Genomic DNA, 24017 nt, shown 5'->3' with positions numbered 1-24017 from the left:
CGCGGAAGCCCTATGGTGACACCATGAAGATAACCCGCATCCGTGTATTTAAGACCCCCCTGCCCTATGTCGGCGGATCATACGGCTGGGGCGCGGGTAACGCGATCACAACGTCGATGTCATCAGTTGTGGTGATCGATACGGATGCAGGCCTGCAAGGATGCGGTGAGTTTGCCCCTTGCGGTGAGAACTACATGATCGCCCATTCCGAAGGGGTCGAGGCCTTTGCCCGCCTCGCCGCCCCGCGCTTGCTGGGGGAAGATCCCCGCCAGCTGTCCAAGATCGAACGGTTGATGGATAACACCGTTCAAGGTCACGGCTACGCCAAAGCGCCCTTTGATGCAGCGTGTTGGGATATTCTGGGGCAGTCCACCGGACAACCTGTCTGGATGCTGATGGGCGGCAAACTCACCGATGGTGCGCCGATGTACCGGGTTGTGCCGCAAAAGCCTGTCCTGGAAGAAACCATCGCCGAGATGGAGCAGCACCGCGCAGCGGGATACCGGCAGTTCCAGATCAAGGTAGGTGGAGACTGGGTGACCGATATCGACCGTATCCGCGAAGGCGTGCCCCTGCTGCAGCCCGGTGAAAAGGCGATGGCAGATGCCAATCAGGGTTGGCGCGTTGACAACGCCATCCGCGTGGCCAGCGCAACCCGCGATCTGGACTATATCCTCGAACAACCCTGCCACAGCTATGACGAGTGCCAGCAGGTGCGCCGCGTGGCCGAGCAGCCGATGAAGCTGGATGAATGTGTGACCGGGATCGAAATGGCCCGGCGCATCGTGAACGATCGGGGTGCCGAAATTTGCTGTTTGAAGATTTCAAACCTTGGCGGCCTGTCCAAGGCCCGACGAGTGCGCGATTTCCTGATTGACCACGGTATTCCCGTCGTATCCGAGGACACTTGGGGCGGGCAGATCACCACCGCTGCTGTCGCCCATTTTGCGGCCTCGACACCCCAAGAGATGCTAATCAACTCGACCGATCTGATGAACTACAGTACCCGTAACACCGGGATCGGTGGCCCTACAGTGCGTGACGGAAAGCTCTATGCCACAGATACTCCGGGGCTTGGGGTGACGCCGGACTTTGACAGCCTTGGCCCACCTGTCGCAACCTACGAATCCTGCGCCTGATGGAAACCGCCTGATGAAGATTACCCGCATCACCGCCTGGGAAGTCCCGCTGACCTCGCATGACACCTATTACATGGCCGAGGGCAAGACCTGCGATACGACGGTTTCGGTGGTTGTTCGTTTGGATACCGATACCGGCGCATCGGGCTGGGGTGAGGTATGTCCGATCCCGCATTATTTGCCCGCTTATGCCAAAGGCGTGGTTCCGGCGCTTGAAGAGATGGCACCCGTACTTATCGGTGCCGACCCCGTTGGCCCCGAAGCCCTGATGGAGCGCCTCAACAAGCATCTGAACGGGCATGGCTACGCCAAGTCAGCCATTGATACAGCGCTTTGGGATCTGACGGCACAGGCAGCGGGACTACCGCTGTATGCTTTGCTCGGCGGACGGGCGGTTGCGGATATGCCGCTGTATCATTCGATCACCTGTATCGCACCGGATGAGATGGCCCGCATTGCGCGCGATGCCTTCGATCAGGGCATGCGACAGTTTCAGGTGAAGCTGGGTGCAGATGACAACTGGGAAGCCGACGTTGCTCGTTTGATTCAGGTGCGCGAGGCCGTCGGAAATGGCCCGTTGGTTTATGGAGACTGGAATTGCGGGTCAGATACGCTGATTGCCACACGAGTTGGCCGCGCTGTCTCGCATCTGGACATAATGCTGGAACAACCCTGCGCCACGATCGAGGAATGCGCGCATGTTCGTGCTGCAACGGGCCTGCCGATGAAGCTGGATGAAAGTGCCTGTGACATTCATTCGGTACTGGCAGGACACCGCGCTGGCTGCATGGATGCCGCTGCGCTGAAACTGTCGAAGATGGGCGGCCTTTCGGCGATGCGCCAAATCCGCGATCTCTGCCTTTCACTAGGCACGCAGATGTGCATCGAGGACACTTGGGGCAGCGATATAACCACCGCAGCCGTCTTGCATCTTGCCGCGTCGACCCCAGCGCGTGGCATCATGAATACCTGCGATCTGTCCCACTATGTTGGGCCGCGCCTCGATGCGAATGTCCCCTGCCGCCGCAACGGTCGCATTGCCCCACCCGAAGGCCCGGGCCTTGGTGTCACTCCTGATGCCGACGCCTTGGGCCAACCCGCCACCATCATCGATTGATCCAAACCCCGCACGCCAAGAGGCCTGTTATGGAAGACTTCAGCAACGCCTACCCCTCCCATGATCCAGAATGGGTCAAAGACATGCACGCGGATCATTATCTGCAAAGCTGGTCCAAACAGGGCAGCCGCCCGCGCGTTATAACCGGCGCTCAGGGCAGTTGGTTCTGGGACAGCGATGGCAAGCGTTACCTCGATTTCCAGTCCCAATTGGTGAACGCCAATATGGGTCATCAGCACCCCAAGATCGTACAAGCGATCAAGGATCAGGCGGACAAGCTTTGCTATATCGGACCGGCCATGGGCTCGGATGTGCGCTCAGAACTGGCGGCAATCATGACCGAGATCACGCCCGCCAACATCTCATCAACCTTTTTTACAACCGGAGGGTCCGCCGCCAATGAAACAGCGATCCGTTTGGCGCGGCATTACACCGGTCGGACAAAGATCATCGCCCGCTACCGTTCCTATCACGGAGCAACCGGTGGCACGCTGTCGCTTACTGGCGACCCGCGCCACCATCTGACCCGCGCCGATATGCCGGGCGTCGTTCGGATGCTTGACCCTTATGTCTATCGCCTGCCAACAGGCCACAAAGACCCCGCCCATTGCCCGGTCGCCCAAGGTGGGCCGCATCTTGAAGAAATCCTGATGTATGAAAACCCCAACACCGTGGCCGCAGTTATTCTGGAACCTATTGTTGGTACCAACGGGATCATCGTGCCACCCGACGGTTATTTACAGTCGATAAAGGCAACCTGCGAGAAATACGGCATCCTGCTGATCGCGGATGAGGTCATGGCCGGGTTTGGCCGGACCGGGAAATGGTTCGCCGTGGATCACTGGGGCGTGCAGCCAGATATCATAACCTCAGCCAAGGGCATCAACTCGGGTTACGTGCCGCTTGGCACCATGTCCGTCAGTACCGAGCTGCATGACTGGCTGCGCGACACCCCTCTGCCCGGGGGGCTGACCTATGCCGGCCATCCGCTAGCCTGCGCATCTGGCGTTGCCGCGATCCGCGCCATGCAAGAAGAAGGCACGCTCGCCCATGCCGCCGCGATGGGGGAAAAGATGCGCGCAGAGCTGCATGATTTGGCTGAGAAACACCCTTCGATCGGGGATATTCGCGGTAAAGGTATGTTCAACGGCATCGAACTGGTCAAGAACCGCGTTTCCCGCGAACCGCTGGTGCCGTTTGCCGCCAAAGGCGCAGAAGCCAAACCGATGAGCGACATGATGAGCTTTGCAATGAACGAAGGGCTTTACCTATCGTTCTATTCAAACGTGATCCGCCTGACCCCGCCGCTCAACATCAGCGAAGATGATCTGATGATAGGGTTGGAGATTCTGGATCGAACGCTCGATATCGCGGATCGTGAGTGTGTCTGATCGCGGGTCCGCGCAACCATCGGCATGAAATGGACAGGCAAATTGATTGTCCTGCCCTTAGAACGGTATCAAAGCCGTAAGCCGCAGGTTTCAAACGCTGCCGAGGTGGCGGCCTTTTCAGCCTTGGACAATTCCAGCATGGGATGGCGTACGCGCGCCCCGATCTGACCCAAAAGGTCCTGCCAGTATTTTCCATGCGCGGTTGGTTTTCCGCCGGGCTTGGTCGATCTAATCGCTGCGCGGACCGGATCCAGACTATCGCGCACCTTGCGGGCTTGACCAAACTTACCGGCAAAGGCCAGTTCGGTATATTCGTTCATACGTTGATCGTTCTTGGTCTGAATCTGGTATGGCGGTGAAGAGCATAGGTACAGCTGCCAACCCAGTTCTTCGATATTGTCCAGCCAGTCATCTTCAAGCGAGGTCGATACCAGTATCTTATCTCCTGCCATCCGCGTCAAACGGGCATACATCTCGCGTGGGACTGAATATTTTATCGCCATGATGTTTGGCAATTCCGCGATCCGGGCGCAGGTTTCCGGCTGCATCAAGTAACCGCTGTCGGGATGGCTCCACATTGCGATTCCAATATCCAAGCGATCACAGAGATATTTGTAATAATTATACAAAACCTCATCCCGATCATGGCAAAAGCTCAACATGGGCGCATGGACCACAACATAATCGGCACCACAATCCTGCGCGTGGCGACCAAGCTCCAGAACGGTGCTGACGCTTTGATCCGAGATCGACATGATTGTACCGGCTTTGCCTGCACATTCTTCGACCGCGATGGTCATATTGCGCTTGCGCTCATCCAACGACATGGACCAGAACTCACCCTGTTTCCCAGCGATGAACAGGCCCTTTATCCCAAGATCATCTATCCAATGGCGAATGTTGCTGCGCAGGCCTTCCTCGTTCATCGACCCGTCATCGTTGAACGGATTCAACGCGGCAGCCCAGATCCCGCGCATCGTTTCGCGCGCATAGGCTTTTGCTTCGTGCTTTTTGTATTGCATCAGGTTGCCTCAGCAGTCGGTTTGCCCCGAAAAGACCTTAAGGCTTTTCTAATGCCAATCGATTTGGGCTTATATAGCTATCTCAATATTCTATATCGGAGCCCCTTGAGTTCTGTATATGGAATATATCAAAACAGGAGTGGTGATGAAGATCGGGATAATAGGTGACGGGGCAATCGCCCATTATGTGCGCGCGCATTTAAGCTCGGTCCATGTCGCTCTGATGCGCCGGAATAGATCCAGCGACAACGGCAATCTCCGCGTTACAGAGGCTTCGATGATCCCTGCAGATATTGATTTGATGATCGACTGTGCGGGACATGCTGCATTGGCTCAACACGGGCCGGACATTCTGCGACGAGGGATAGATCTGGTCACCGTTTCGCTAGGCGCACTGGCTGATGATCAGCTCTATGCAGCCCTCGAATCCTCAGCGAAGAGCGGTGGCAGCCAATTGCATTTGGCCAGCGGTGCCATCGGTGCCTTGGATTGCTTACGTGCTGCGCAGGTTGGCGGACTGGAATCCGTGACCTATACCGGGCGTAAATCTCCACAAGGTTGGATCGGTTCGCCGGCCGAAAATTGCTTGGATTTGAGTGCCATGACATCAGCGGCGGTCCATTTCGAAGGCAATGCCCGTGATGCGGCAATTACTTACCCTAAAAATGCGAATGTGGCAGCAGCGGTTGCATTAGCTGGAATTGGATTTGAGCAGACCAGGGTACAGTTGATCGCTGATCCCTCGTTAACCGCAAACATACATGAGGTATCGGCGTTTGGTTCATTTGGATCGTTTTCATTCAGGGTCGAAGGGCGTGCCTTACCAGACAATCCCAAAAGCTCGGCCCTTGCCGCCATGAGCGCAGTCGCCGCGATCCGGCGCTTGCAGTCTCCAATCACCGGATAGGGACTAACCGATGGGCGCGAAACATACTCGCATTCTCGACCGAGCACTGTCTCGGATCAAGCTTCGACAGCTACGCCTGTTAATCGCAGTGGGCGAGCAAGGCAGCATTCAGAATGCAGCCCGCGATCTTGGGATCTCGCAACCCGCCGCAACAAAGATGATCCAAGACCTGGAAGTCGATTTTGAAGTCAAGCTCTTTGAGCGCAACAACCGGGGTGTTATCCCAACGGTTTATGGTGAAACTCTGATCCGGCATGGCAAGCTCATTTTCGCACAGGTCTCAAGCGCGGCGCAGGAGTTGGATGATCTGAACGAGGGTAATGCGGGGCGGATCGTCATCGGAACTCTGCTGGCTGCATCAACCAATCTGCTGCCAATGGCCGTCGAACGACTATTGATTGAACGCCCAAATGTTACCGTAAAGATTGTTGAGGGCACCAACCAAGCTTTGATGCCCGCGCTAGCGTCTGGTGAGATCGATATGGTGCTTGGACGTCTGCCCAGTTTTCGCCACCGCGCCAAGACTGAGCAACTGAAGCTATACGATGAGCGTGTGATTGCAGTTGTCGGCCCGCACCATCCCTTGAATGAGGTTGATAGCGTCGTTCTCGAAGACATGATGGAATTCGGCTGGATTTTGCCCCCGGCTGAGACGACCCTGAGGCGGCAGGCCGATCAGTTTTTCTTAAAAACCGGGCAGACCAATCCCGCTGTCTCGATTGAATCGGTGTCTTATCTTGCAAACCGATCGCTTCTGCGGGCGCATGACTTCATCGGCCTCATGCCTGCACATGTCGCTGCGCTCGACATCGAACGGAACCTATTGGCGCAACTGAATTGGGCGCCACCCTTCGGATCAGGGCCAGTGGGCGTGACCCACCGGGGCGAGGACTCGCTTTCGCCAGCCAGCGCGGCGTTTCTTGCAATTCTCAAGTCGGTGGCACGCACGATCAACGCCTGACACAACAGGGCCTCCGCTTGGGTCAGCGGTATCATATTTCTCAATACCTGCTTTCCCAGATATCAGTTGAACGTTGGCGCTGATCCTGTCCCTATTCGAACCGTACTGTACTAAAGGCGTATGCATATGTATCCCGATCTCAACCTGTATATCGACGGCAAATGGCGCAATGCATCCCGCGATATTTCAGTGGTTAATCCGGCAACTGAGGAAGAGCTGGGAAGGCTTCCATGCGCCAGCCAAAACGATCTGCAGGATGCGCTGGCCGCAGCCGAGAAAGGTTTGAAGATTTGGCGTCAAACCTCGCCCCGGGATCGATCCGACCTAATTCTCAAGGCGGCATCTTTGATGCGGGACCGACAAGAGGAAATCGCCCAGACCATTACGGCAGAGCATGGCAAACCCCTATCCCAAGCTCGGCTTGAGGTTATCCGTGGCGCTGAATTTTTTGAATGGGACGCTGGTGAGGCAATGCGAACATACGGCCGCGTAATTCCAGCCGCGCATGGTTCAAAGCTGTCGGTCCATCATCAGCCTATCGGTGTCGTCACTGCATTCTCGCCGTGGAATTTCCCGATGAGCCAACCCGCACGAAAAGTCGCGGGCGCCCTTGCATCAGGATGTTCGGTCATCCTCAAAGCTGCCGAAGAGACCCCTGGCGGTGCCGTTCACATCGTTCGCGCCTTCGAGGACGCGGGGCTGCCAGCCGGGGTTTTGAACCTTGTCTTTGGTGTGCCTTCCGAGATTTCAGAATTCCTAATCCCGCAGCCTTCTGTGAAACTTGTTGCGTTAACCGGATCAACTACAGTGGGCCGTCATCTGACCGGGATTGCCGCGCAACATGACACGCGCGTGCTTATGGAGTTGGGCGGGCATGCACCGGTCATAGTTTGCGAGGACGTAGACATTGAAAAAGCGGCTGTCAGCGGTGCGATCCGAAAAATGCGCAATACGGGCCAAGTCTGCACGTCCCCGACCCGTTTCTTTGTGCACGAAAGCATTTTTGAGGAATTCAAGACGAAGTTCGTTGAACGCGCGGCAGCGACCGTTGTCGGCAACGGCATTGAGGATGGTGTCGAAATGGGGCCGACTGCCAATGATCGCCGAATACCCGTGTTAACGGCTTTGGTCAAAGATGCTGTTGCAAAAGGGGCTCAGCTTTTGACCGGCGGCTCTCGTCTTGGTGACAAGGGGTATTTTTTCCAGCCGACAGTTCTGGCCAATGTGCCCAAATCCGCAAGGATCATGCAGGAAGAGCCGTTTGGTCCCATTGCAGTCCTGAACCCGGTTGCCAATCTGGATGAAGCGATTGCCGAGGCGAATTCCGTACCTTATGGCCTTGCAGGCTATGGCATGACCAATCGGGCCGACTATATCGACCGGATGATCGACGAGGTCGAGGTTGGCAATTTTTCGATCAACACACTTGAGGCTTCGCTGCCCGAGACACCTTTCGGGGGCGTGAAATCAAGCGGCTACGGGCGCGAAGGCGGCACCGAAGGGTTGTACAACTACCTGACGACGAAGAACGTCTGGCACACGCGCGAGATTGTGTGAAAGGCGCAGAGTCGGCGGGAAAAACCTGCATTTCGTTACGACCGATGACCTGATTCATTGACTTACGAATTAGCGGAACCCGTGCCTGTAGCTCATTTGATGTCAAGCGCCAGTGTCATCAAAACTCCGCTTGGCTGATCTTGGCATAGAACTTCAACCTGCCGTAACTTCGAGATAATCTCTTCGGGCCTCGGTCGCTTGTTTGCCATTCGTGGTCCTAGGTTTCCGAAACATAACATTGGACCAGTTCAATTGGGGAGGCTCAGTAACGTACATTCGCTTCATTCCGTCAAAGTTCAGGTCGTCGAAAAACCGGGATCAGACACACCGGTTCATGTAAAACGAGTTTGCGCATGAACAGGCTAAGCCGCGTGAGCAAGGGCGACTGCCTTCAGCTTGGTTTCGGTGCCTCACGAGCCTCTTTTTGATACATTCTCTGAGATGCGCCTGTGATCCTCAAAAGATGAAAGGACAGAACATGCCTGCTATTTCTTATCAGCTTTATAGCTCTCGGGGCTGGCCCTTGCTGGACACCCTAGCCATGCTCAGAGCAACTGGATTTATGGAAGTTGAAGGTTATGGCGCTCTGTTTTCTGAAACATCTGAGCTTACCGAAGAACTCTCAATGGCTGGGCTGACTATGCCTACTCTTCACTACGGCCTCGCCGATCTTGAACAAGACCCGGACACAGCGATCAACCTGGCTCATACTGTTAGAGCCGAAGCCATGTTCGCTCCGTATCTTGAGGCCAATGATCGTCCGACAGATCATGCTGGATGGGAAGCCTTCGCCATGCGCCTCGCTGCCGCTGGCCAACACCTGCAAGAGGCCGGAATTAAGTTTGGCTGGCACAATCACGATTTTGAGTTGGTCGATCTAGGTGATGGCGTAACACCGCTGGACATCATTGCAGTTGCTTCTCCCCATCTGAAGTTGGAACTTGATTTGGGCTGGGTCATGCGCGCAGGTCTGAACCCGATTGAGGTTATCCAAACCTATGCCGATCAGATTCATTCCGTACATATCAAGGACCTCGCCCCGCATGGGGACTGCCTTGATGAGGACGGCTGGGCAGATGTGGGCTATGGGGTCATGGACTGGGCCGCTATCCATCGTGCGCTGCAGGAAGCTGATGTATCTCGGTACGTCATCGAGCATGACAACCCCAACGACCACCAACGCTTTGCGTCGCGATCATTGGCGACCGTGCAATCTCTTTAAGGACAGATCATGACCAATCTTGGAGTCGGCATTATTGGCTGCGGCAATATCTCTACGACCTACCTCAAATTTGCGCCTCTGTTCAAAGGGCTCGAGGTCCGAGCAGTTGCAGATATCAACATGGACGCGGCAAAGGTGCGAGCGTCAGAGTTTAATGTCCGTGCGGAAACGGTCGATGGGCTGCTGGCTGCATCTGATATCGACGTCATTGTAAACCTGACGGTCCCTGAGGCGCATTTCGCTCTGACCAAGCGCATCCTCGAAGCTGGAAAACACGCCTATTCCGAGAAACCGTTGGTGCTTAGTTTGGATCAGGGCAAAGCGCTGCGCGCGCTCGTCAAACATAAAGGGCTGCGGGTCGGATCGGCCCCTGACACTTTTCTGGGAGGCGCCCATCAACAGGCTCGCAAGGTGATTGATGATGGCCAAATTGGGCGCGTGATTGGCGGAACATGCCATGTCATGTCACGCGGCATGGAACATTGGCATCCCAACCCGGACTTCTTTTTCCAACCCGGCGCAGGTCCAATCCTTGATCTTGGCCCCTACTACATCACCAACCTGATCCAACTGATCGGCCCGGTCAAAGCCGTTTGCGCCATGACCGCCGCCAGCTTTGCCACGCGCACAATCCGTAACGGCGCGCGCAGTGGTGAAGAAATCCCGGTGAACACACCAACGAATATCCACGCGCTTCTGGAATTCGAGAACGGCGCCATCGTGACCTTGGGGGCCAGCTGGGATGTCTGGGCAAACTCACATCCGAACATGGAACTGTACGGCTCTGGCGGAACGCTGCAGGTACCTGACCCGAATTTCTTTGGGGGAGAGTTGTTGGTTACCGAAAAGGACAGAAAGCTAAATCCTGCGGCACCCTTCGAGCACCCCTTTTCTGTTCCCAATGAGGCGCATGGTGATGTCGTACAAGCCAACTACCGTACAGCTGGCCTCGCGGATATGGTTCAGGCCATTGCCCAAAATCGCGCACATCGCTGCAATCTTGACTTGGCCATTCATGCAGTCGACGTCATGACATCTGTTTTGGCCGCTGGCGAAATCAGGGCTTGGGTTGAAACCACAACGACATGCGAACGCCCCCAGCCGCTGACGGCTAAAGAAGCGCAGGATATGTTGCGGTAACAGAAAGCTTGAGTGTTGGCCTGCACCTTAAAGTGTGATTGCAGTCGCCAAAGTTGTCCGCTGGCACCTGCTTTGCCTTGATTTCGCGCATCAAGGCTCAAAGGACCTAAAACACATGAAATCCGCTGTTGGGCATATGGCACCATTCAGTAAGCAGTTGGGCGATCTGGAATATAGGATCATCTTCCTCCTCGTCCTCGGTACGCAGGACCGCGCTCCACGGGACTGAGATACCATCCTTTGTAACGCGACTTCCGACAATTCTGCCTTCGTTTAGTGCTGATTGAATAGCCCAGCTTGAAAGGACGCTTGTGCCTAGATCCGAAGCAACAAGTTCTACGATCGCTTCGGGCAATTCAACTGTAGCGGCCCATTTGGGATAGCTGTCGGTCGGTCGGAACAGCAACGCAAACTCACGATCCGGTTCGGGGATCTTGGTATAGGTGATGAACGGCTCGCCAACGATATCCGTGCCCTCAACATATTCACGATCCGCTAACCGGTGGGTCGGTGGCATGATATATAGCAGCGGGTCCTCAAACAGCTTCATGCTGCTGATCCCAGCTTGCGCAATTGTCCCCGACATGACCGCAATATCAAGATGACGGTTGAGCAAACCATGCAACGGATCACTGCGTGCACCGGCCATGATTTGTATGTCGATCCCTTCGGTGCGCGACTTCACGAATTTGATGAAGGACGGCAACCAGCGATAGTTGCTATAAGCCTCGACCGAAAGACGAACAACATGCTGAACATTGGCGTTCATCCGCCTCACATCATCTTCGGCGCGGCTCAGGTCGGTCAAAATGCGCTCGGCTACCAGTGCCATGTAATCGGCAGCCGGGGTTCTGCGCAGCTTCTTATGCATCCGCGTGAACAGCGGAACATCAAGCCTGCGCTCGGCTTCGCGCAGACGATGTGACAACGCCGAGGGCGTCACGCCCAACTTTTTGGCGGCATCGGTGATCCTGCCGGTTTCAATGATGGCTTGTATGAGTTGAAGATGGCGTAGGTCGAGCAGTGGTTTCATGATTTCTAGGCTGAATAAGATTCACGAAACTGAAAAAACTTCGAAATTGAAATTCAGTCAATATGAATGTGATATCGCGCAAGGTTTTGACTTGGAGGATCCCCAATGAATGTAGACGCGAAACGCGCGATCGAACAGGACAAGGCACATCATGTGCATCCTCAGTCGAATTTGCGTCAGCACTCAGAACAAGGCCCAACCATGATCACCCACGGCAAAGGGGTCTTTATCTATGACAGCGAGGGGCGCGAGATCATCGATGGATTCTCTGGCCTAGGCTGCGTCTCGTTGGGGTATCACAACGAACGGCTTTCCAATGCGGCCAAACGGCAGATGGATGTGTTGCCTTTCGCCCCGACTTTCTACAACCGGTCTCATCCGCGTGTCGCCGAATTGGGTGAACGGCTGATTGGAATGGCACCCGTGCAAATGAACCGCGTGATGTTCCAGTGCTCAGGGTCTGAGGCCAACGATACCGCGATCAAGCTGCTGTGGTACACCAACACCGCACGCGGTGAGCCGAACCGCCGCAAGATCATTGGTCGGGTACGTGGCTATCACGGCAACACCATCGCAACCGTTTCATTGTCGGGCCAGCCACATATGCATGCCAAGTTCGGCCTGCCCTTGCCCGAATTCAAACATACCGAACTGCCGAACTATTACCGCTTTCACATCGATGGCGAGAGCGAGGAAGAGTTCTCGGCCCGGATGGCGGCCAAGTTTGAGGAATTGATCCTTGCCGAAGGCCCCGAAACAGTGGCTGCTTTCTTTGCCGAACCCGCGATCTCGGGTGGCGGCGCGCTGATGCCGCCAGAAGGCTACTGGAAGGAAATGCAAGCGGTTCTGCGCAAATACGACATCAAGTTCCTGGCCGACGAGGTGGTCTGCGGGTTTGGCCGCACTGGCAACATGTGGGGCTCTCAAACCTGGGGCCTTGAGCCCGACATGATCTCATGCGCCAAGGCTCTCTCGGCTGCGTTCTTCCCAATCTCTGCTTTGATGTTCAAGGACGAGATGTACGCGGACATGATGAAAAACTCGGATGAGGTCGGCACGTTCGGCCACGGCTACACCTATGCCGGTCATCCGGTGGGGGCCGCCGTTGGGCTTGAGGCGCTGGATATTTACAACGAAATCGACCTGATTGGCCATGTCCGCAGGGTGTCGACCCGCTTCCTGAAAAAATGCCACGCCATGGCCGACCACCCGCTTGTGGCCGAAGTGCGCGGCGTCGGGCTGTTCTGTGGGTTTGAGCTAATGAAAGATGCAAAAACCCGTGAACCGTTCGATCCTTCTTGGAAAGTTGGTGAGCTTGTGCAGAACTTCGCCCATGATCGGGGATTATACCTGCGAGCGATCGGAGATCGCATCAGCTTTATGCCGCCTCTGATCATCAATGAAGATGAGATCGACATCGCGACAGAACGCTTCAAAGGTGCCTTGGATGACGCATGGGAAGTCGTTCGCGCCAAGATCTGATCAGTAATTCGGGGTCGGGCTCAGCTCTCATCCGATCCCTGCGTCGCCTAAGTTCCTCAAGGCGGCGCGCTCTATTTCTGGAACGCCCAAAACCTGCCGAGGAGAACCGGGATGACTACATATCTAGAACCTAAACTGCCCGATGCAGGTTTGGCCGGAAGCTATATCAATGGGGCCTGGCACTGGCCAGAAGGACGGCTGGTGGTCGAGAATCCGTCGCGCCGTGCACCGATTTGCGAAATCGGCCGCGGCACCTCTACCGAAGTGAATTTGGCCGTTGACTCCGCCCGGGCCGCTTTGCCCGCCTGGCGCGCACTGGCCGCGAGCGAGCGCGGCAAGCTGCTGACCGAACTGGGCCGTCGTCTGGAAGAAAATGCTGAAGAAATCGCGCGTGTCCTTGCAGCCGAAAGCGGCAATGCGATCAAGACCCAATCGCGTGGCGAGGCCATGGGGGCAGCTGGCGTATTGAAGTACTACGGCGGCGTCGCCGTTGAACAAAAAGGCGAAACTCTGCCTTTAGGTCCCGGCCTGTTCAGCTATACCACCCGAGAACCGCATGGAGTGGTAGGTTCGATCATCCCATGGAACTCGCCCCTGCAGTTGGGTGCGGTGAAAATTTCGATGGCGCTGGCGACTGGCAATTGCTTGGTTCTTAAGCCTGCCGAAGACGCCCCATTGGCGATCTTGAAACTGACAGAGTTGGCAGATGGATTGTTACCGCCGGGTGTCTTCAATGTTGTCACCGGTCTGGGCGAAGAGGCCGGAGCAGCTTTGGTGGCGCATCCCGGCGTTGACAAAGTGTCGTTCACCGGATCAAGCGAAGTGGGCAAGCTGATTGGCAAAGCCACAGCGGACCGGATCGCCAAGCTGACACTGGAACTGGGCGGCAAGTCCCCAACCATCGTCTTCCCGGATGCGATTGCAGATGGACGGCTGGACAGTACCGCGCAGCAGGTTGCAAACGCGATGCGATTTGCGCGCCAGGGGCAAAGCTGCACCGCAGGATCTCGCCTGTTCGTGCACAAGGATATCTGGGACACACTGATGCCCAAAGTGGCCGAGAAATCGGCGGCGTTGAAGGTAGGCGATGCGCTGGACCCGGATGTTGACATGGGCGCCGTGGTTAATGCCGAGCGTTATGGCGAAATCCGCTCCTATGTGGCCGAGGCAGAGGCGCAGGGTGCTCGCTTTCTAATCGGCGAAACTCCCGCTGAAGATCCCGCTGGCTTTTGCCCGAACCCGACCATCATCACTGGTGTCGACAATAGCTGGCGTATCTCCCGAGAAGAAGTGTTTGGCCCCGTCATGGTCGCCATCCCGTTTGAGACCGAGGAAGAAGTGATCGCGATGGCAAACGACACCCATTATGGGTTGGCAGCTTTCCTGTTCACCCACGACGTCAGCCGCATCACGCGTCTGACGCGCGCCATTGACGCGGGCTGGATTCAAGTCAATCAGGGTGGCGGTCAGATCCCCGGCATGTCGTACGGCGGCACCAAGCAATCGGGAACCGGCAGCGAGTATTCCATTGAAGGCGCGCTTGAGGCCTATACCTACCGCAAATGCGTCACGATCAATATCGAGGGCGGCGTGTGAACACGGATCGCTTTGGAAACACCCTCGATCCTTCGGTCGGATATGCGCGCGGAACACTGCTGAAAAGCTCGGCGGATGAGGTGCGCAGGCTGGCCCAGGCAGGTCGCGTTGCTGCGGATTTCGTGGCCCGCGAAGGTATCGAAAAAATCGCGATCTGCACAGGAAACCTCCGGTTCTATCCCGCCACGCCGGACGACCTGAGCGTGCTGTGCGAAGAATGGATCGGGCCGGGATTGTTTGGCGAAGAGCTACGCCAAGCTGCTATCGCCCATCTGGGTGGGCAAGGACACGAGGCGGCAGCAGTAGTCAACCGCACCAGCGCCGGGATCGTGGCGACCATATTGGCTCATTCTGCACAGAAACCAGTGCTATCACTGGTAGCCGCCGGAGACCGAAGCCACGCCTCGGTGCTGCGTGGTGCACGGTTGGCTGACGTTCCGGTGCGTGAAGAGCACGATCTGGAATCGGTAAAGCGCGCATTGGCAGAAGAAAAGCCAGCGCTGTTCGTGATCACGCCGGTCACGTCAGAACTATCGATGCTGGACGATACGCTCATTCGCGATGCTGTCGCCGCGGGGCAAGCTGCAGATTGCGTCGTATTTCTGGATGACGCCTATGGTGCGCGTTTCCGCCCGGTTCTGCATGGCGGGGGCGCGTCGTTGTCCTTTGGTGCCGATTTGGTGATCACCAACGCCGACAAAGCGGGGTTGTCCGGACCACGCGCGGGTGTGCTTTGCGGCGACCCCAAGGCGCTGGTTCCCGTTCAGGCCAAAGCCAGCGAATTGGGAATGGAGGCACGCGCGCCCATCGCGGTCGGCGCCATGCGCAGCCTGCAAGGGTTCACACCCGATTTGTTGTTGCAAGAGGCACAGGACGGTCAGGATTTAGCCGACGCACTAGAGGCTGCACTGGGCGCGGGTTGCGTCACACGCTCGGCGCTAGGACCAAAGATCGATGAGCAGGACGTTTTAGAGACCGTACTGGCGATGGCCGGCACGAATAGCACCGACCTGGTGCCCGCCGAAGTAACCGCCGCGATTGGGATGCTCATGCTTCGGGACAAGGGGATCGTGACAGTCAACACTCATGGCCAACCGGGCGGGCGCGTGTCGATCCGCCTAAAGCCAACCTCGGGCGCAGTGGCCCGCGCTGGGGGCGCTATGGCGGTGGCAGACTGCTTAATGTCGGCAATGCGAAAGACTGCAGCCCACCTGAATGACAAGCAGTGGGCAGCGGCAACGCTGTTTGGAGAAGTTTGAATGGCCGATACGGCTCTGATCACAAGGCTGGACAACCGGCTGGACCAGCTGGTGAACATTGACATGGGCGAGCGTGGGGTCGAACACCTGTTCGAAGCAGCCCGCGCCTTGCAGGGCGGTTCGCTGGTCGGTGCAGCAGCGGACGCGCTGATGGCGGTACCCGAGGACGGGACGGTGGTGTTGACCACCGGATCGGTTTCACGCGCCTGGATAACGCCCCAGTTGGGCGAAAATGACGGGCCCTCGGGCGCGGCGGCGATCGCAAGGGCGCTGGTTCTGGCCCGTAACGTAACCTGCGTGATGCTGTGTGAAGAAACGCTTCTGCCTGCCATTCAAAGCACCTGTCAGGCGGCAGGGCTATTTCCCGTCACGCTGGAGCAAGCCCAGATTGCCAAGGCTGACAAAAGCCTCGCCACGATTGTGATGTTGCCCTACGCCACGGATGACGAAGGCGGTCGGGAACAGGCCGAAACACTGCTTACTGAGTTGAACCCCGACCTATTGTTCTCAACCGAGCGGGTCGGACGGAACGAATTCGGCGTTTACCACTCCATGCGTGGGATCGACTATGGCATGGGGCGTGCGCGTGTCGACATTCTGTTCGATCTGGCGCTGGAACGCGGCATTCCTGTCGTTGCTGTCGGTGATGGTGGCAATGAGATCGGCATGGGCAAGGTCGCAGATCACGTAAAGGCGTACGTGCCCTACGGTGATAAGTGCCAATGCAGATGCGGTGGCGGAATTGGCGCGGTTACCAGCTGCGATGTTCTGGTCACGGCCGCCTGTTCGAATTGGGGCTGCACGGCGATTGTTGCGGCAATGGCCGCGCGTGCAGGGAACACAAAACTTCTGCATACGCCCGAACGCGAGGCGTTGTTGCTGGACACGATGGTCGCAAACGGCCTGATCAATTCAACCCACGGGATCGTCGATGACAGTGTCGACGGCTTTCCCCGCCAAAGTCATATCGCGGTGGCCGAGCTTTGCCGCACGATCGTGAGCCGCGCGCTCTGACAACTTACAGGACTGACCAATGATCCAAGATAATCCTGCCCTTATCGACGCCATCCGCGACCGGTTCGCCCATGTCGACACTTGCCCCTTTCAGGGTGAGCGTATCTTTTTTGAAAATGCCGGTGGGGCGCTCACGTTGAAGTCCGTCGCCGAAACCTCGGCCTTTTATGCGGCGATCCCAGACAATCCGGGGCGTATCAACCCTGCGGGTCAGGGTACACAGAATGTGATCAACAAAGCCAAGCAAGATCTGGCCGTTTTCATGAATGCCACGAGCGGGCAGTTCTTTGCGGGCGAGAGCGGCACCGAATTGCTGTTTCGCATGATCCGCACCGCTTGCCTAGCTGCGCCGAAGGGTGCCAAGGTCATCGGCTCTTCGATCGAACATCCAGCCACACGTTCGGCTGCACAGCGTTGGGCCGAGATTGCTGGGTTGGAGTATGTGAACGTTGTGCATAATGACGAAATCGGACTCGTCACCGCCGCAGACTACGCCGCCTTGATGACCCCGGATGTAGCGGTGGCGACAATCCTGCATGCGTCTCCCGTGACCGGTATGGGCATGGATGTTGCAGCCATTTCGGCTGCGATCCGGGCCGTGGCCCCGGATTGCATGATCATCGTTGACGGTATTCAGCACGCCGCCCATGGGCAGCTGGATTTGGACGCCTACAATGTCGATGGCTATGCGATCTCACCTTACAAGGTGTTCTCACGCCACGGGTATGGCATCGCCTGGATTTCTGATCGGCTAAGTATCACACCGCACGACATGCTGATCAATGCCCCTGTAGCGGGGTGGGAATTCGGCACCCGCGATACCGGGTCCTATGCAACTGTTTCGGACGTGGTGTCCTATTTCGACTGGCTGGGCGGTGAGGTTTCGGATGAGACCGACCCAAGAAAACGTATCGAGGCCGCAGGCCGTGCGATCCACGCCTATGAAACGCATCTGACGAACGCGGCGATCAACGGCACCGGCAACTTGCCCGGGCTGCGCGATATGGCGCATGTCACCATCCTGGCCGGTTGCGACAATCCCGCGCGCGAGGGACTGGTGTCGATTGTAGTCGATGGTAAAGCCTCGGAAGATGTAGTCGAGATTTTGAACCAGCAGGGCATCCGAACACATACGCGCAAGGCGGATCATTACTCTGGCAACGTGCTTGATCCTTTGGGTCTGCCTGATTGTATCCGTATCTCGTTCTGTCACTACAACACCGAGCAAGAGATCGCCCGCCTTCTGGGTGCGATCAAAGTGCTGGGCCCTGATGGCTGATTTAAGGCTGGGCAGTTCATTCTGATGGGATTGGTTCGTTCACAAGAAGACTACATCGCCACCGAGGATAATCGAGCCATCAGGCATCGGTTCGTCTTCGTGGTGATGCCCGGCTTCTCGGCGTTGGATCTGGGGGCTGGCATTGACTCGCTGTCCGCTGCCAACACCGCCAGAGACGAGCCAATCTTTCATTGGGCTATCGTTAGCGAAAACAGCGATCCGGTTCAGTCCTCGTCGGGGATGATGGTCGCGGTTGAAAGCGCACTGCCTGAAGTGCGCCGGGACGATTGCATCGTGATTTGCGGGCCGTTGGATTCGCTGCGGGCAGCGCCCTCCGAAAAAGTCGCAGCGTGGGTGCGCAAGGCGAAGCGGACTGGAGCGCGCTTGTGCGGCTTGGGGGGCGGTGCTTTGTTCCTGGTCCGAATTGGTCTAATGGACAAAGGACGGATCAGCACACACTGGCGTTTGCAGCCCGTGATTCAGGAGAGTTTCCAGAAACTGGACCCTGTTTGCACGATTTATGAAGATGAAAGCAACATCATCTCATGTGGTGGTGGCGCCGCGACGCTCGATCTGTTTTCAGCTTTGATCCGCGAAAGGTCTGACACGCAAACCTCAAATCAGGTCGCTGATCACCTTTTGTGTTCTTCGATGCGGCCAGGTAACAGCCGCCAAACTATGACTGATCTTTGCCGATTGCCGCATCGGAACAAGAAACTTTCTAAGGCTGTGGCGGTCATGCAGGACAGTCTGGAAAACCCTTTGCCAACATCGATGATCGCCGATGAGGTCGGCATTTCAACGCGACAGCTTGAACGGCTCTTTGCGCGATATGTTGGCAGCACGCCCAAGAACTATATGACCGAGCTCAGGCTGTACCGGGCGCGCAGGCTGCTACAACAAACTGATATGCGTGTCATTGATGTGGCATTAGCTTGCGGGTTCGCTACCGCCAGTCATTTCTCTCGACTTTATCGACGACAATTTGGCGTCTCACCTCATATAGAGCAGAGCGGAGCCTGAGCTCCGCCCTGCCCTGCATTTCATGATCTGCGGGTCAATTCCGCATTCTGGAATTGTCAGGATCATAAAGCGCACGCAGGCTTGCCTGTGCAGTCACCGACCGACCAACCACTTTGATCTGATAACGACACGCGGCGAGTTCGCTAAGTGACATACCTTCGGGTCGCGTAATGTAACCCATGCCAATCGCGCCACCAACAGCCCAACCATAGCTGGCCGAAGTCAGGCGTCCGACAATTTGATCTCCGAAAAGAATGGGTTCTTTTCCAAAGACCAGTGCATCTGGGTCTTCAAGGCGGAAGCTGAGCAAACGGCTGGCAGCACCAGCCGATTTACGCGCTTCGATCGCTTCTCTGCCGGTGAAATCCGTCGAGAAATCACACGCGAAAGTCAGCCCGCTGTCGACAGGGCTATCAAAGGGGCCGATATCATGCCCCCAGTGGCGGAAGCCTTTTTCGATCCGGCAGGAGTCTACCGCCATGCCTCCGCATAGGCGGGGCGGCTTTGCTGCGGCCATTATGGTTTCGAAAACCTGCTGGGCGAATTCTGCAGGGATGTGTAGTTCCCACCCGAGCTCACCCACGTAGGTAATGCGCTGCGCCCGGACCGGAGCATGGCCGACATGCAGTGTCTGCCACGATCCAAACGGGAACGCGTCATTTGACAGGTCGGCATCTGTCAAACCTGCCAGGAAGTTCCGTGCGCGGGGACCCATAAGCGCGAGTGTGGCCTCGGCAGACGTCACGTTGACCACCGAAATCGCGGTACTCGCCAACTGGGTCTTCAACCAAAACTCAGTCTGCGGTTCTGCCCCCGCAGAGGCCATCACCATGTAACGCGTTTCGCTCAGGCGCGCGACAGTCACGTCAGCCTCAATCCCGCCTAGCGCGTTGAACATATGCGTATAGATCAGCGCGCCGGGATCAACGGCCATGTTGGCCCCGCAAAGCCGCTGCATGTGCACCTCGGCATTCGGTCCGTCCACGATGAACCGGCCAAATGTCAGGTCAATACAGCCCAGATCAGACCGCATCGCCTGATGCTCGGCCTGCCAGTCGTCGAACCACGGTTCACGTCCGAACCCGTCGGTCATCTCGCGACCGTAATACAGCGGGCGTTCCCAGCCATTGGCGCTGCCGAACTGCGCGCCTGCGTCGCGCAAGTGCGTGTAGTAGGGTGTGCGGCGCAGGCCTCGGGCCTCAATTTTACGCAGATAGGGCCAGTGCATCGCGTATGCATGGCCAAGCGTTTCCGCCGCCTTGGTCGCCGTGTAGCTGCGTGCATTCAGGCCCGGTACGATGCGGCGGCTGTCAACATCGGTCAGGTCCATGGTCATGTGACCGGCCATGATCCATTCGGCCAGCGCTTTGCCCGCCCCGGGTCCGTTCTGAATCCCGGTCGAGTTGAAGCCGACCGCAACCCAGTACCCAGTCACATCCGGGACCGGTCCCAGATAGTGTTTGGTGTCGGGGGTAAAGCACTCGGGCCCATTAAAGAATTTGCGGATACCCGATTCAGCCAGAACCGGAACACGTTCCATGGCGGCTTCCAGGATCGGGTAAAGGTGTTCTTCATCGCAGGGCAGCTCGTCAAATTCGAAACTGTCCGGCAACCCGTTTTCCGGCAGCCACGGGGTGGCGTTCGGTTCGGAACAGCCAATCAGCAGCTTGCCCGCATCTTCCTTATAGTAGGCATATTCGTCCATCACCCGAAGCACGGGCAATTCACCGGTCACGCCCTCAATCGGGTCAGTCACGACGTAGTAGTGGTTCGTGTAATGCAGTGGAATCTGCACGCCATGGGTCAGACCAAACTCGCGCGCCCACATACCGGTTGCGTTGACAACATGTTCAGCGCGCACCAGCCCTTCGGTGGTTTCAACCCCTATTGCACGGCCTTGTTCCATCACAACGCGGGTGACTTTCGTATCCTCAAAGATCTGCGCCCCGTTCATGCGCGCACCTTTGGCCAGCGCCATGGTCGTGTCGATCGGGTTGGTATAGCCGTCACCCGGGAACCAGAACGCACCTTTTGCGCCGTCTATCGACAGCAGCGACCAGCGATCCTGTGCTTCGGACAGGCTGATCTCTTGCGCGCGCAACCCGCAACCATGGGCATAGTCGACCTTGCGGCGCAGCTCCTCCATGCGGGCGTCGGTCAGCGCAACAGTCATCGAACCATTGCGCTTGAAGCCGGTGTTCTGACCGGTCTCATCCTCAAGGCTTTCCATCAGATCAAGGCCATATTTGGCCAGCGCCGACATGACCGGTACGCCTTGCGTTTCACTGACCAATCCAGCCGCATGCCAGGTGGTGCCCGAGGTCAGCTTTTTGCGTTCAAGCAAAGCGACCGACCAGCCAGCTTTTGCAAGGTGGTATGCGGTGGCACAGCCGACAATCCCGCCGCCGATAATGGCGACCTGTACGTCGCTAGGTAGGGATTTCGCCATCGTTCTCAACCCCGCAAGCGTTCGTTTTCCGGGTCATAGAACGGAACCGTCGCCACCGTCGCGTTGATCGGCTCGCCCAGCACCTCGATCTGATACACGTCGCCGGGCTGTGCGGCTTCGGTCAGGTACCCAAGGGCAATGCGTTTTCCGATCCGGAACCCGGTGCCACCAGAACTGACATAGCCCACAGGCTTGCCATCGCGGCAGATCGGGTCCGAAGACAGAGCGTCAGCTCCGTGGCCGTCCAAGACGAAAGCTGTAAAGTGATAGTCTTTCGGTTGCTCAGCCTGCGTCAGGAACGCGTTTTGCCCAACAAAACTGTCTTTCTTCTTGCTGACGAACCGGTCAAGTCCCGCGTCAAAGGCAGTGTATTCGATGCCAAAATCCGCGCCCCAGCCGTGATAGCCTTTTTCAAGCCGCATAGCGTTCAGCCCATAGGACCCGAACTCGACCATACCGTGATCTGCGCCTTGCTCCATGATGGCTGAGTAGACGGAAACCAGATCGGCGCTGCGCATGTGCAGCTCCCATCCCAGCTCACCCACATACGAGACGCGCAGGGCGATCACAGGGGCACCGGCAATCGTGATCTCACGCACGGACATCCACGGCGCGGCGTCTTTTGACAGATCATCGTCGGTCAACGGTTGCAGCACGTCGCGTGATTTCGGGCCCATCACCATCAGTGCCGCGTCGAAATCGGACCCCCGGGTCAAAGAGACGCCGGCATCTGGCAGAAATTGCGACATCCAGTCGTGATCGCGTTGATCGGCCAGCGTCGGGCCGCACAGCAAGTATTTGTTCTCATCCAGCCGCGCGATTGTGGCTTCGGACCAGATTTTTCCCTTGGGCGTCAGCATGTAAGACAGTTTGACCCGACCAACGGATGGCATGGCACCGCAAAACACCTGATCAAGGAACGCGGTCGCACCCGGACCTTCGACCTCGTACCGGGTGAAGCCGCCGTGATCCATCACGCCGACATTGTCGCGCACCCCTTCGCACTCGGCCTTGACCGCATCATGCCAGACCTCGTGGTGAAAGCTGAGCTGGCCATCATCCTTGACGCTGTCCGTTTGGAACCAAAAGGCGCGTTCCCAACCGGCGACCTGCCCGAAAACAGCGCCCTTGGACTTGAGCGTGTCATAAAGCGGCGTGGTCTGAACCGGGCGGCCTGCTTTCCACAGGCGGTGCGGATAAGGAATGGCATATTGATGCTCATAGAGCTCACTTGAGCGTTTCACGGTATAGTCAAACGTTGCCCATTCTTCGCCAAAGCGACGCGGATCCCAGAAGGACATATCCCATTCGGTTTCACCTTGGGTGATCCATTCGGTCAGGGTTTTTGCCGCTGCAGCGGAATGCGTGATGCCGACCGGAAAACAGCAGGCGTGGTAGAAATTCGGCAAGCCGAACGCCGGACCACAGAGCGGTGCGCCATCGGGGCTGTACGGGATCGGGCCGTTTACAAACCGGCTTACACCGGCCTCACCCAACAGAGGGACATGATCCAGCGCGGCCTCAAGGATTTCGGCAATATCATCGACGCTATCGGGATAGAGTTGGTTGGCAAAGCAATCAGGCATTCCGTCCAACCATGCAGGGCGGCCTTCATGGCCGTAAGACCCCAGCAGCAGACCGTTCCGTTCGCGTCGCAAGTAATACATGATGTCCGGGTCACGGACGAGCGGGAAGTTCTCGGGATTGGCCTCAAGCTCGGGCAGGCTTTCTGTGACTAGATACTGGTGCTCCAGGGTGACGACGGGCAGCTTCTGCCCGACCATCTCACCCACCTGACGGCCGTAATAACCACCTGCGTTGATAACGATGTCACAGACCACATTGCCCTTGTCGGTCTGAACCTCCCACTCACCCGAGGCACGACGCTCAATGCCGGTGACTTTTGTGAACCGCGCAATCGTTGCGCCAAGATCCCGAGCCCCCTTGGCCAATGCCTGAGTCAGTTGCGAAGGGTCCACATCACCTTCATAAGGGTCAAGTATCCCCCCGATGATGCTGTCACCCGAGCTGAAATAGGGATGCATGTCATCCATTTCGGACGGGGTCAGCATCGCCATGTCATATCCCAGGCCCTTGGAGATTCCGACAAGGTGACGGAACAGGTCCATACGCTCGGGCGTGTGTGCGGGCCAGAATGCGCCGGTGTGGCGATACGTGATCGGGTAGTCGACTTCGTCGGCCAGATCCTTGTACAGCCGCCACGCATAGTTGCCCGCACGCATTCCGCCCCAGCTGTTGGCATAGGTCGGGATATTTCCCGCGGCATGCCATGTCGAACCGCTGGTCAGTTCGTTCTTTTCGATCAACAAGGTGTCGGTCACACCTGCTTTGGCGAGGTGATAAAGGGTCGACACACCAACGGCGCCGCCTCCGATGATCACGACTTTGGCTTGGCTTTTCATACG

General features: G+C 57.1%; 18 protein-coding genes. 14 read left to right on the top strand and 4 right to left on the bottom strand.

The features are described 5' to 3' along the window. Positions 1-23: 23 nt before the first annotated feature. Genes ACR0B3_RS11725 through ACR0B3_RS11715 form a run of 3 tightly spaced genes read left to right on the top strand, consistent with a single transcriptional unit; the run spans position 24 to position 3647 of the window. Positions 24-1139 carry a mandelate racemase/muconate lactonizing enzyme family protein gene (locus ACR0B3_RS11725; protein ID WP_480809231.1) on the top strand — a complete coding sequence of 372 codons (1116 nt, stop codon included), beginning with the start codon at positions 24-26 and terminating at the stop codon, positions 1137-1139. Positions 1140-1152: 13 nt separating this feature from the next. Further along, positions 1153-2256, top strand: coding sequence for a mandelate racemase/muconate lactonizing enzyme family protein (locus ACR0B3_RS11720; RefSeq protein ID WP_480809230.1), 1104 nt, complete (start codon positions 1153-1155; stop codon positions 2254-2256). A gap of 29 nt (positions 2257-2285) precedes the next feature. Then, the gene (locus tag ACR0B3_RS11715) at positions 2286-3647 is read left to right on the top strand and encodes an aminotransferase class III-fold pyridoxal phosphate-dependent enzyme (RefSeq protein ID WP_480809229.1); all 1362 of its coding nucleotides are present in this window, start codon (positions 2286-2288) and stop codon (positions 3645-3647) included. Between the two features lie 68 nt (positions 3648-3715). Here ACR0B3_RS11715 and ACR0B3_RS11710 read toward each other — a convergent pair whose 3' ends face one another. Continuing rightward, complete coding sequence (locus tag ACR0B3_RS11710) at positions 3716-4669, bottom strand: dihydrodipicolinate synthase family protein (RefSeq protein WP_480809228.1); 954 nt, start codon at positions 4667-4669, stop codon at positions 3716-3718. 145 nt (positions 4670-4814) lie between these two features. On the opposite strand from ACR0B3_RS11710, the gene ACR0B3_RS11705 reads away from it, so the two are divergent. The 5 genes from ACR0B3_RS11705 (at position 4815) to ACR0B3_RS11685 (ending at position 10456) form a co-directional block, all read left to right on the top strand. Then, positions 4815-5576 carry an aspartate dehydrogenase gene (locus tag ACR0B3_RS11705; protein ID WP_480809227.1) on the top strand — a complete coding sequence of 254 codons (762 nt, stop codon included), beginning with the start codon at positions 4815-4817 and terminating at the stop codon, positions 5574-5576. Between the two features lie 10 nt (positions 5577-5586). Next, the gene (locus tag ACR0B3_RS11700) at positions 5587-6537 is read left to right on the top strand and encodes a LysR substrate-binding domain-containing protein (protein ID WP_480809226.1); all 951 of its coding nucleotides are present in this window, start codon (positions 5587-5589) and stop codon (positions 6535-6537) included. Between the two features lie 126 nt (positions 6538-6663). Further along, positions 6664-8094, top strand: a complete 1431-nt coding sequence (locus ACR0B3_RS11695) for an NAD-dependent succinate-semialdehyde dehydrogenase (RefSeq protein WP_480809225.1) — start codon at positions 6664-6666, stop codon at positions 8092-8094. 478 nt (positions 8095-8572) lie between these two features. After that, positions 8573-9316 (top strand): sugar phosphate isomerase/epimerase family protein, encoded by a 744-nt coding sequence (locus tag ACR0B3_RS11690; protein WP_480809224.1) that lies wholly within the window; start codon positions 8573-8575, stop codon positions 9314-9316. Positions 9317-9325: 9 nt separating this feature from the next. Then, positions 9326-10456, top strand: coding sequence for a Gfo/Idh/MocA family protein (locus tag ACR0B3_RS11685; protein ID WP_480809223.1), 1131 nt, complete (start codon positions 9326-9328; stop codon positions 10454-10456). A gap of 106 nt (positions 10457-10562) precedes the next feature. Here the strand turns inward: ACR0B3_RS11685 and ACR0B3_RS11680 are convergent, their stop codons facing one another. After that, the gene (locus ACR0B3_RS11680) at positions 10563-11489 is read right to left on the bottom strand and encodes a LysR family transcriptional regulator (protein ID WP_170759714.1); all 927 of its coding nucleotides are present in this window, start codon (positions 11487-11489) and stop codon (positions 10563-10565) included. Positions 11490-11594: 105 nt separating this feature from the next. Between ACR0B3_RS11680 and ACR0B3_RS11675 the strand changes: the two genes are divergently transcribed. The 6 genes from ACR0B3_RS11675 to ACR0B3_RS11650 all read left to right on the top strand — a co-directional run bounded on the left by ACR0B3_RS11675 (position 11595) and on the right by ACR0B3_RS11650 (position 19142). Further along, complete coding sequence (locus tag ACR0B3_RS11675; protein ID WP_480809222.1) at positions 11595-12971, top strand: aminotransferase; 1377 nt, start codon at positions 11595-11597, stop codon at positions 12969-12971. A gap of 111 nt (positions 12972-13082) precedes the next feature. Then, positions 13083-14567: an aldehyde dehydrogenase family protein gene (locus ACR0B3_RS11670; RefSeq protein ID WP_480809221.1), complete on the top strand. Its 1485-nt coding sequence runs from the start codon at positions 13083-13085 to the stop codon at positions 14565-14567. Further along, on the top strand, positions 14564-15826 hold the full coding sequence (locus tag ACR0B3_RS11665; protein ID WP_480809220.1) for a PLP-dependent aminotransferase family protein: 1263 nt from the start codon (positions 14564-14566) through the stop codon (positions 15824-15826). The genes ACR0B3_RS11670 and ACR0B3_RS11665 overlap by 4 nt, the downstream gene beginning before the upstream one ends. Beyond that, positions 15827-16840 (top strand): glutamate cyclase domain-containing protein, encoded by a 1014-nt coding sequence (locus ACR0B3_RS11660; protein WP_480809219.1) that lies wholly within the window; start codon positions 15827-15829, stop codon positions 16838-16840. Positions 16841-16859: 19 nt separating this feature from the next. Continuing rightward, positions 16860-18119, top strand: a complete 1260-nt coding sequence (locus tag ACR0B3_RS11655; RefSeq protein WP_480809218.1) for an aminotransferase class V-fold PLP-dependent enzyme — start codon at positions 16860-16862, stop codon at positions 18117-18119. A 24-nt stretch (positions 18120-18143) separates the two neighbouring features. After that, positions 18144-19142, top strand: a complete 999-nt coding sequence (locus ACR0B3_RS11650) for a GlxA family transcriptional regulator (RefSeq protein WP_480809217.1) — start codon at positions 18144-18146, stop codon at positions 19140-19142. 34 nt (positions 19143-19176) lie between these two features. On the opposite strand, the gene ACR0B3_RS11645 is transcribed toward ACR0B3_RS11650, so the two are convergent. Together ACR0B3_RS11645 and ACR0B3_RS11640 are read right to left on the bottom strand one after the other, a co-directional pair. Then, positions 19177-21591, bottom strand: coding sequence for a GcvT family protein (locus ACR0B3_RS11645; protein ID WP_480809216.1), 2415 nt, complete (start codon positions 21589-21591; stop codon positions 19177-19179). A 5-nt stretch (positions 21592-21596) separates the two neighbouring features. Continuing rightward, positions 21597-24014: a GcvT family protein gene (locus ACR0B3_RS11640; RefSeq protein ID WP_480809215.1), complete on the bottom strand. Its 2418-nt coding sequence runs from the start codon at positions 24012-24014 to the stop codon at positions 21597-21599. Positions 24015-24017 lie beyond the last annotated feature (3 nt).

The organism is Ruegeria sp. CE9 (assembly GCF_056537425.1).
This window is presented reverse-complemented; position numbering and strand designations above follow the sequence as displayed.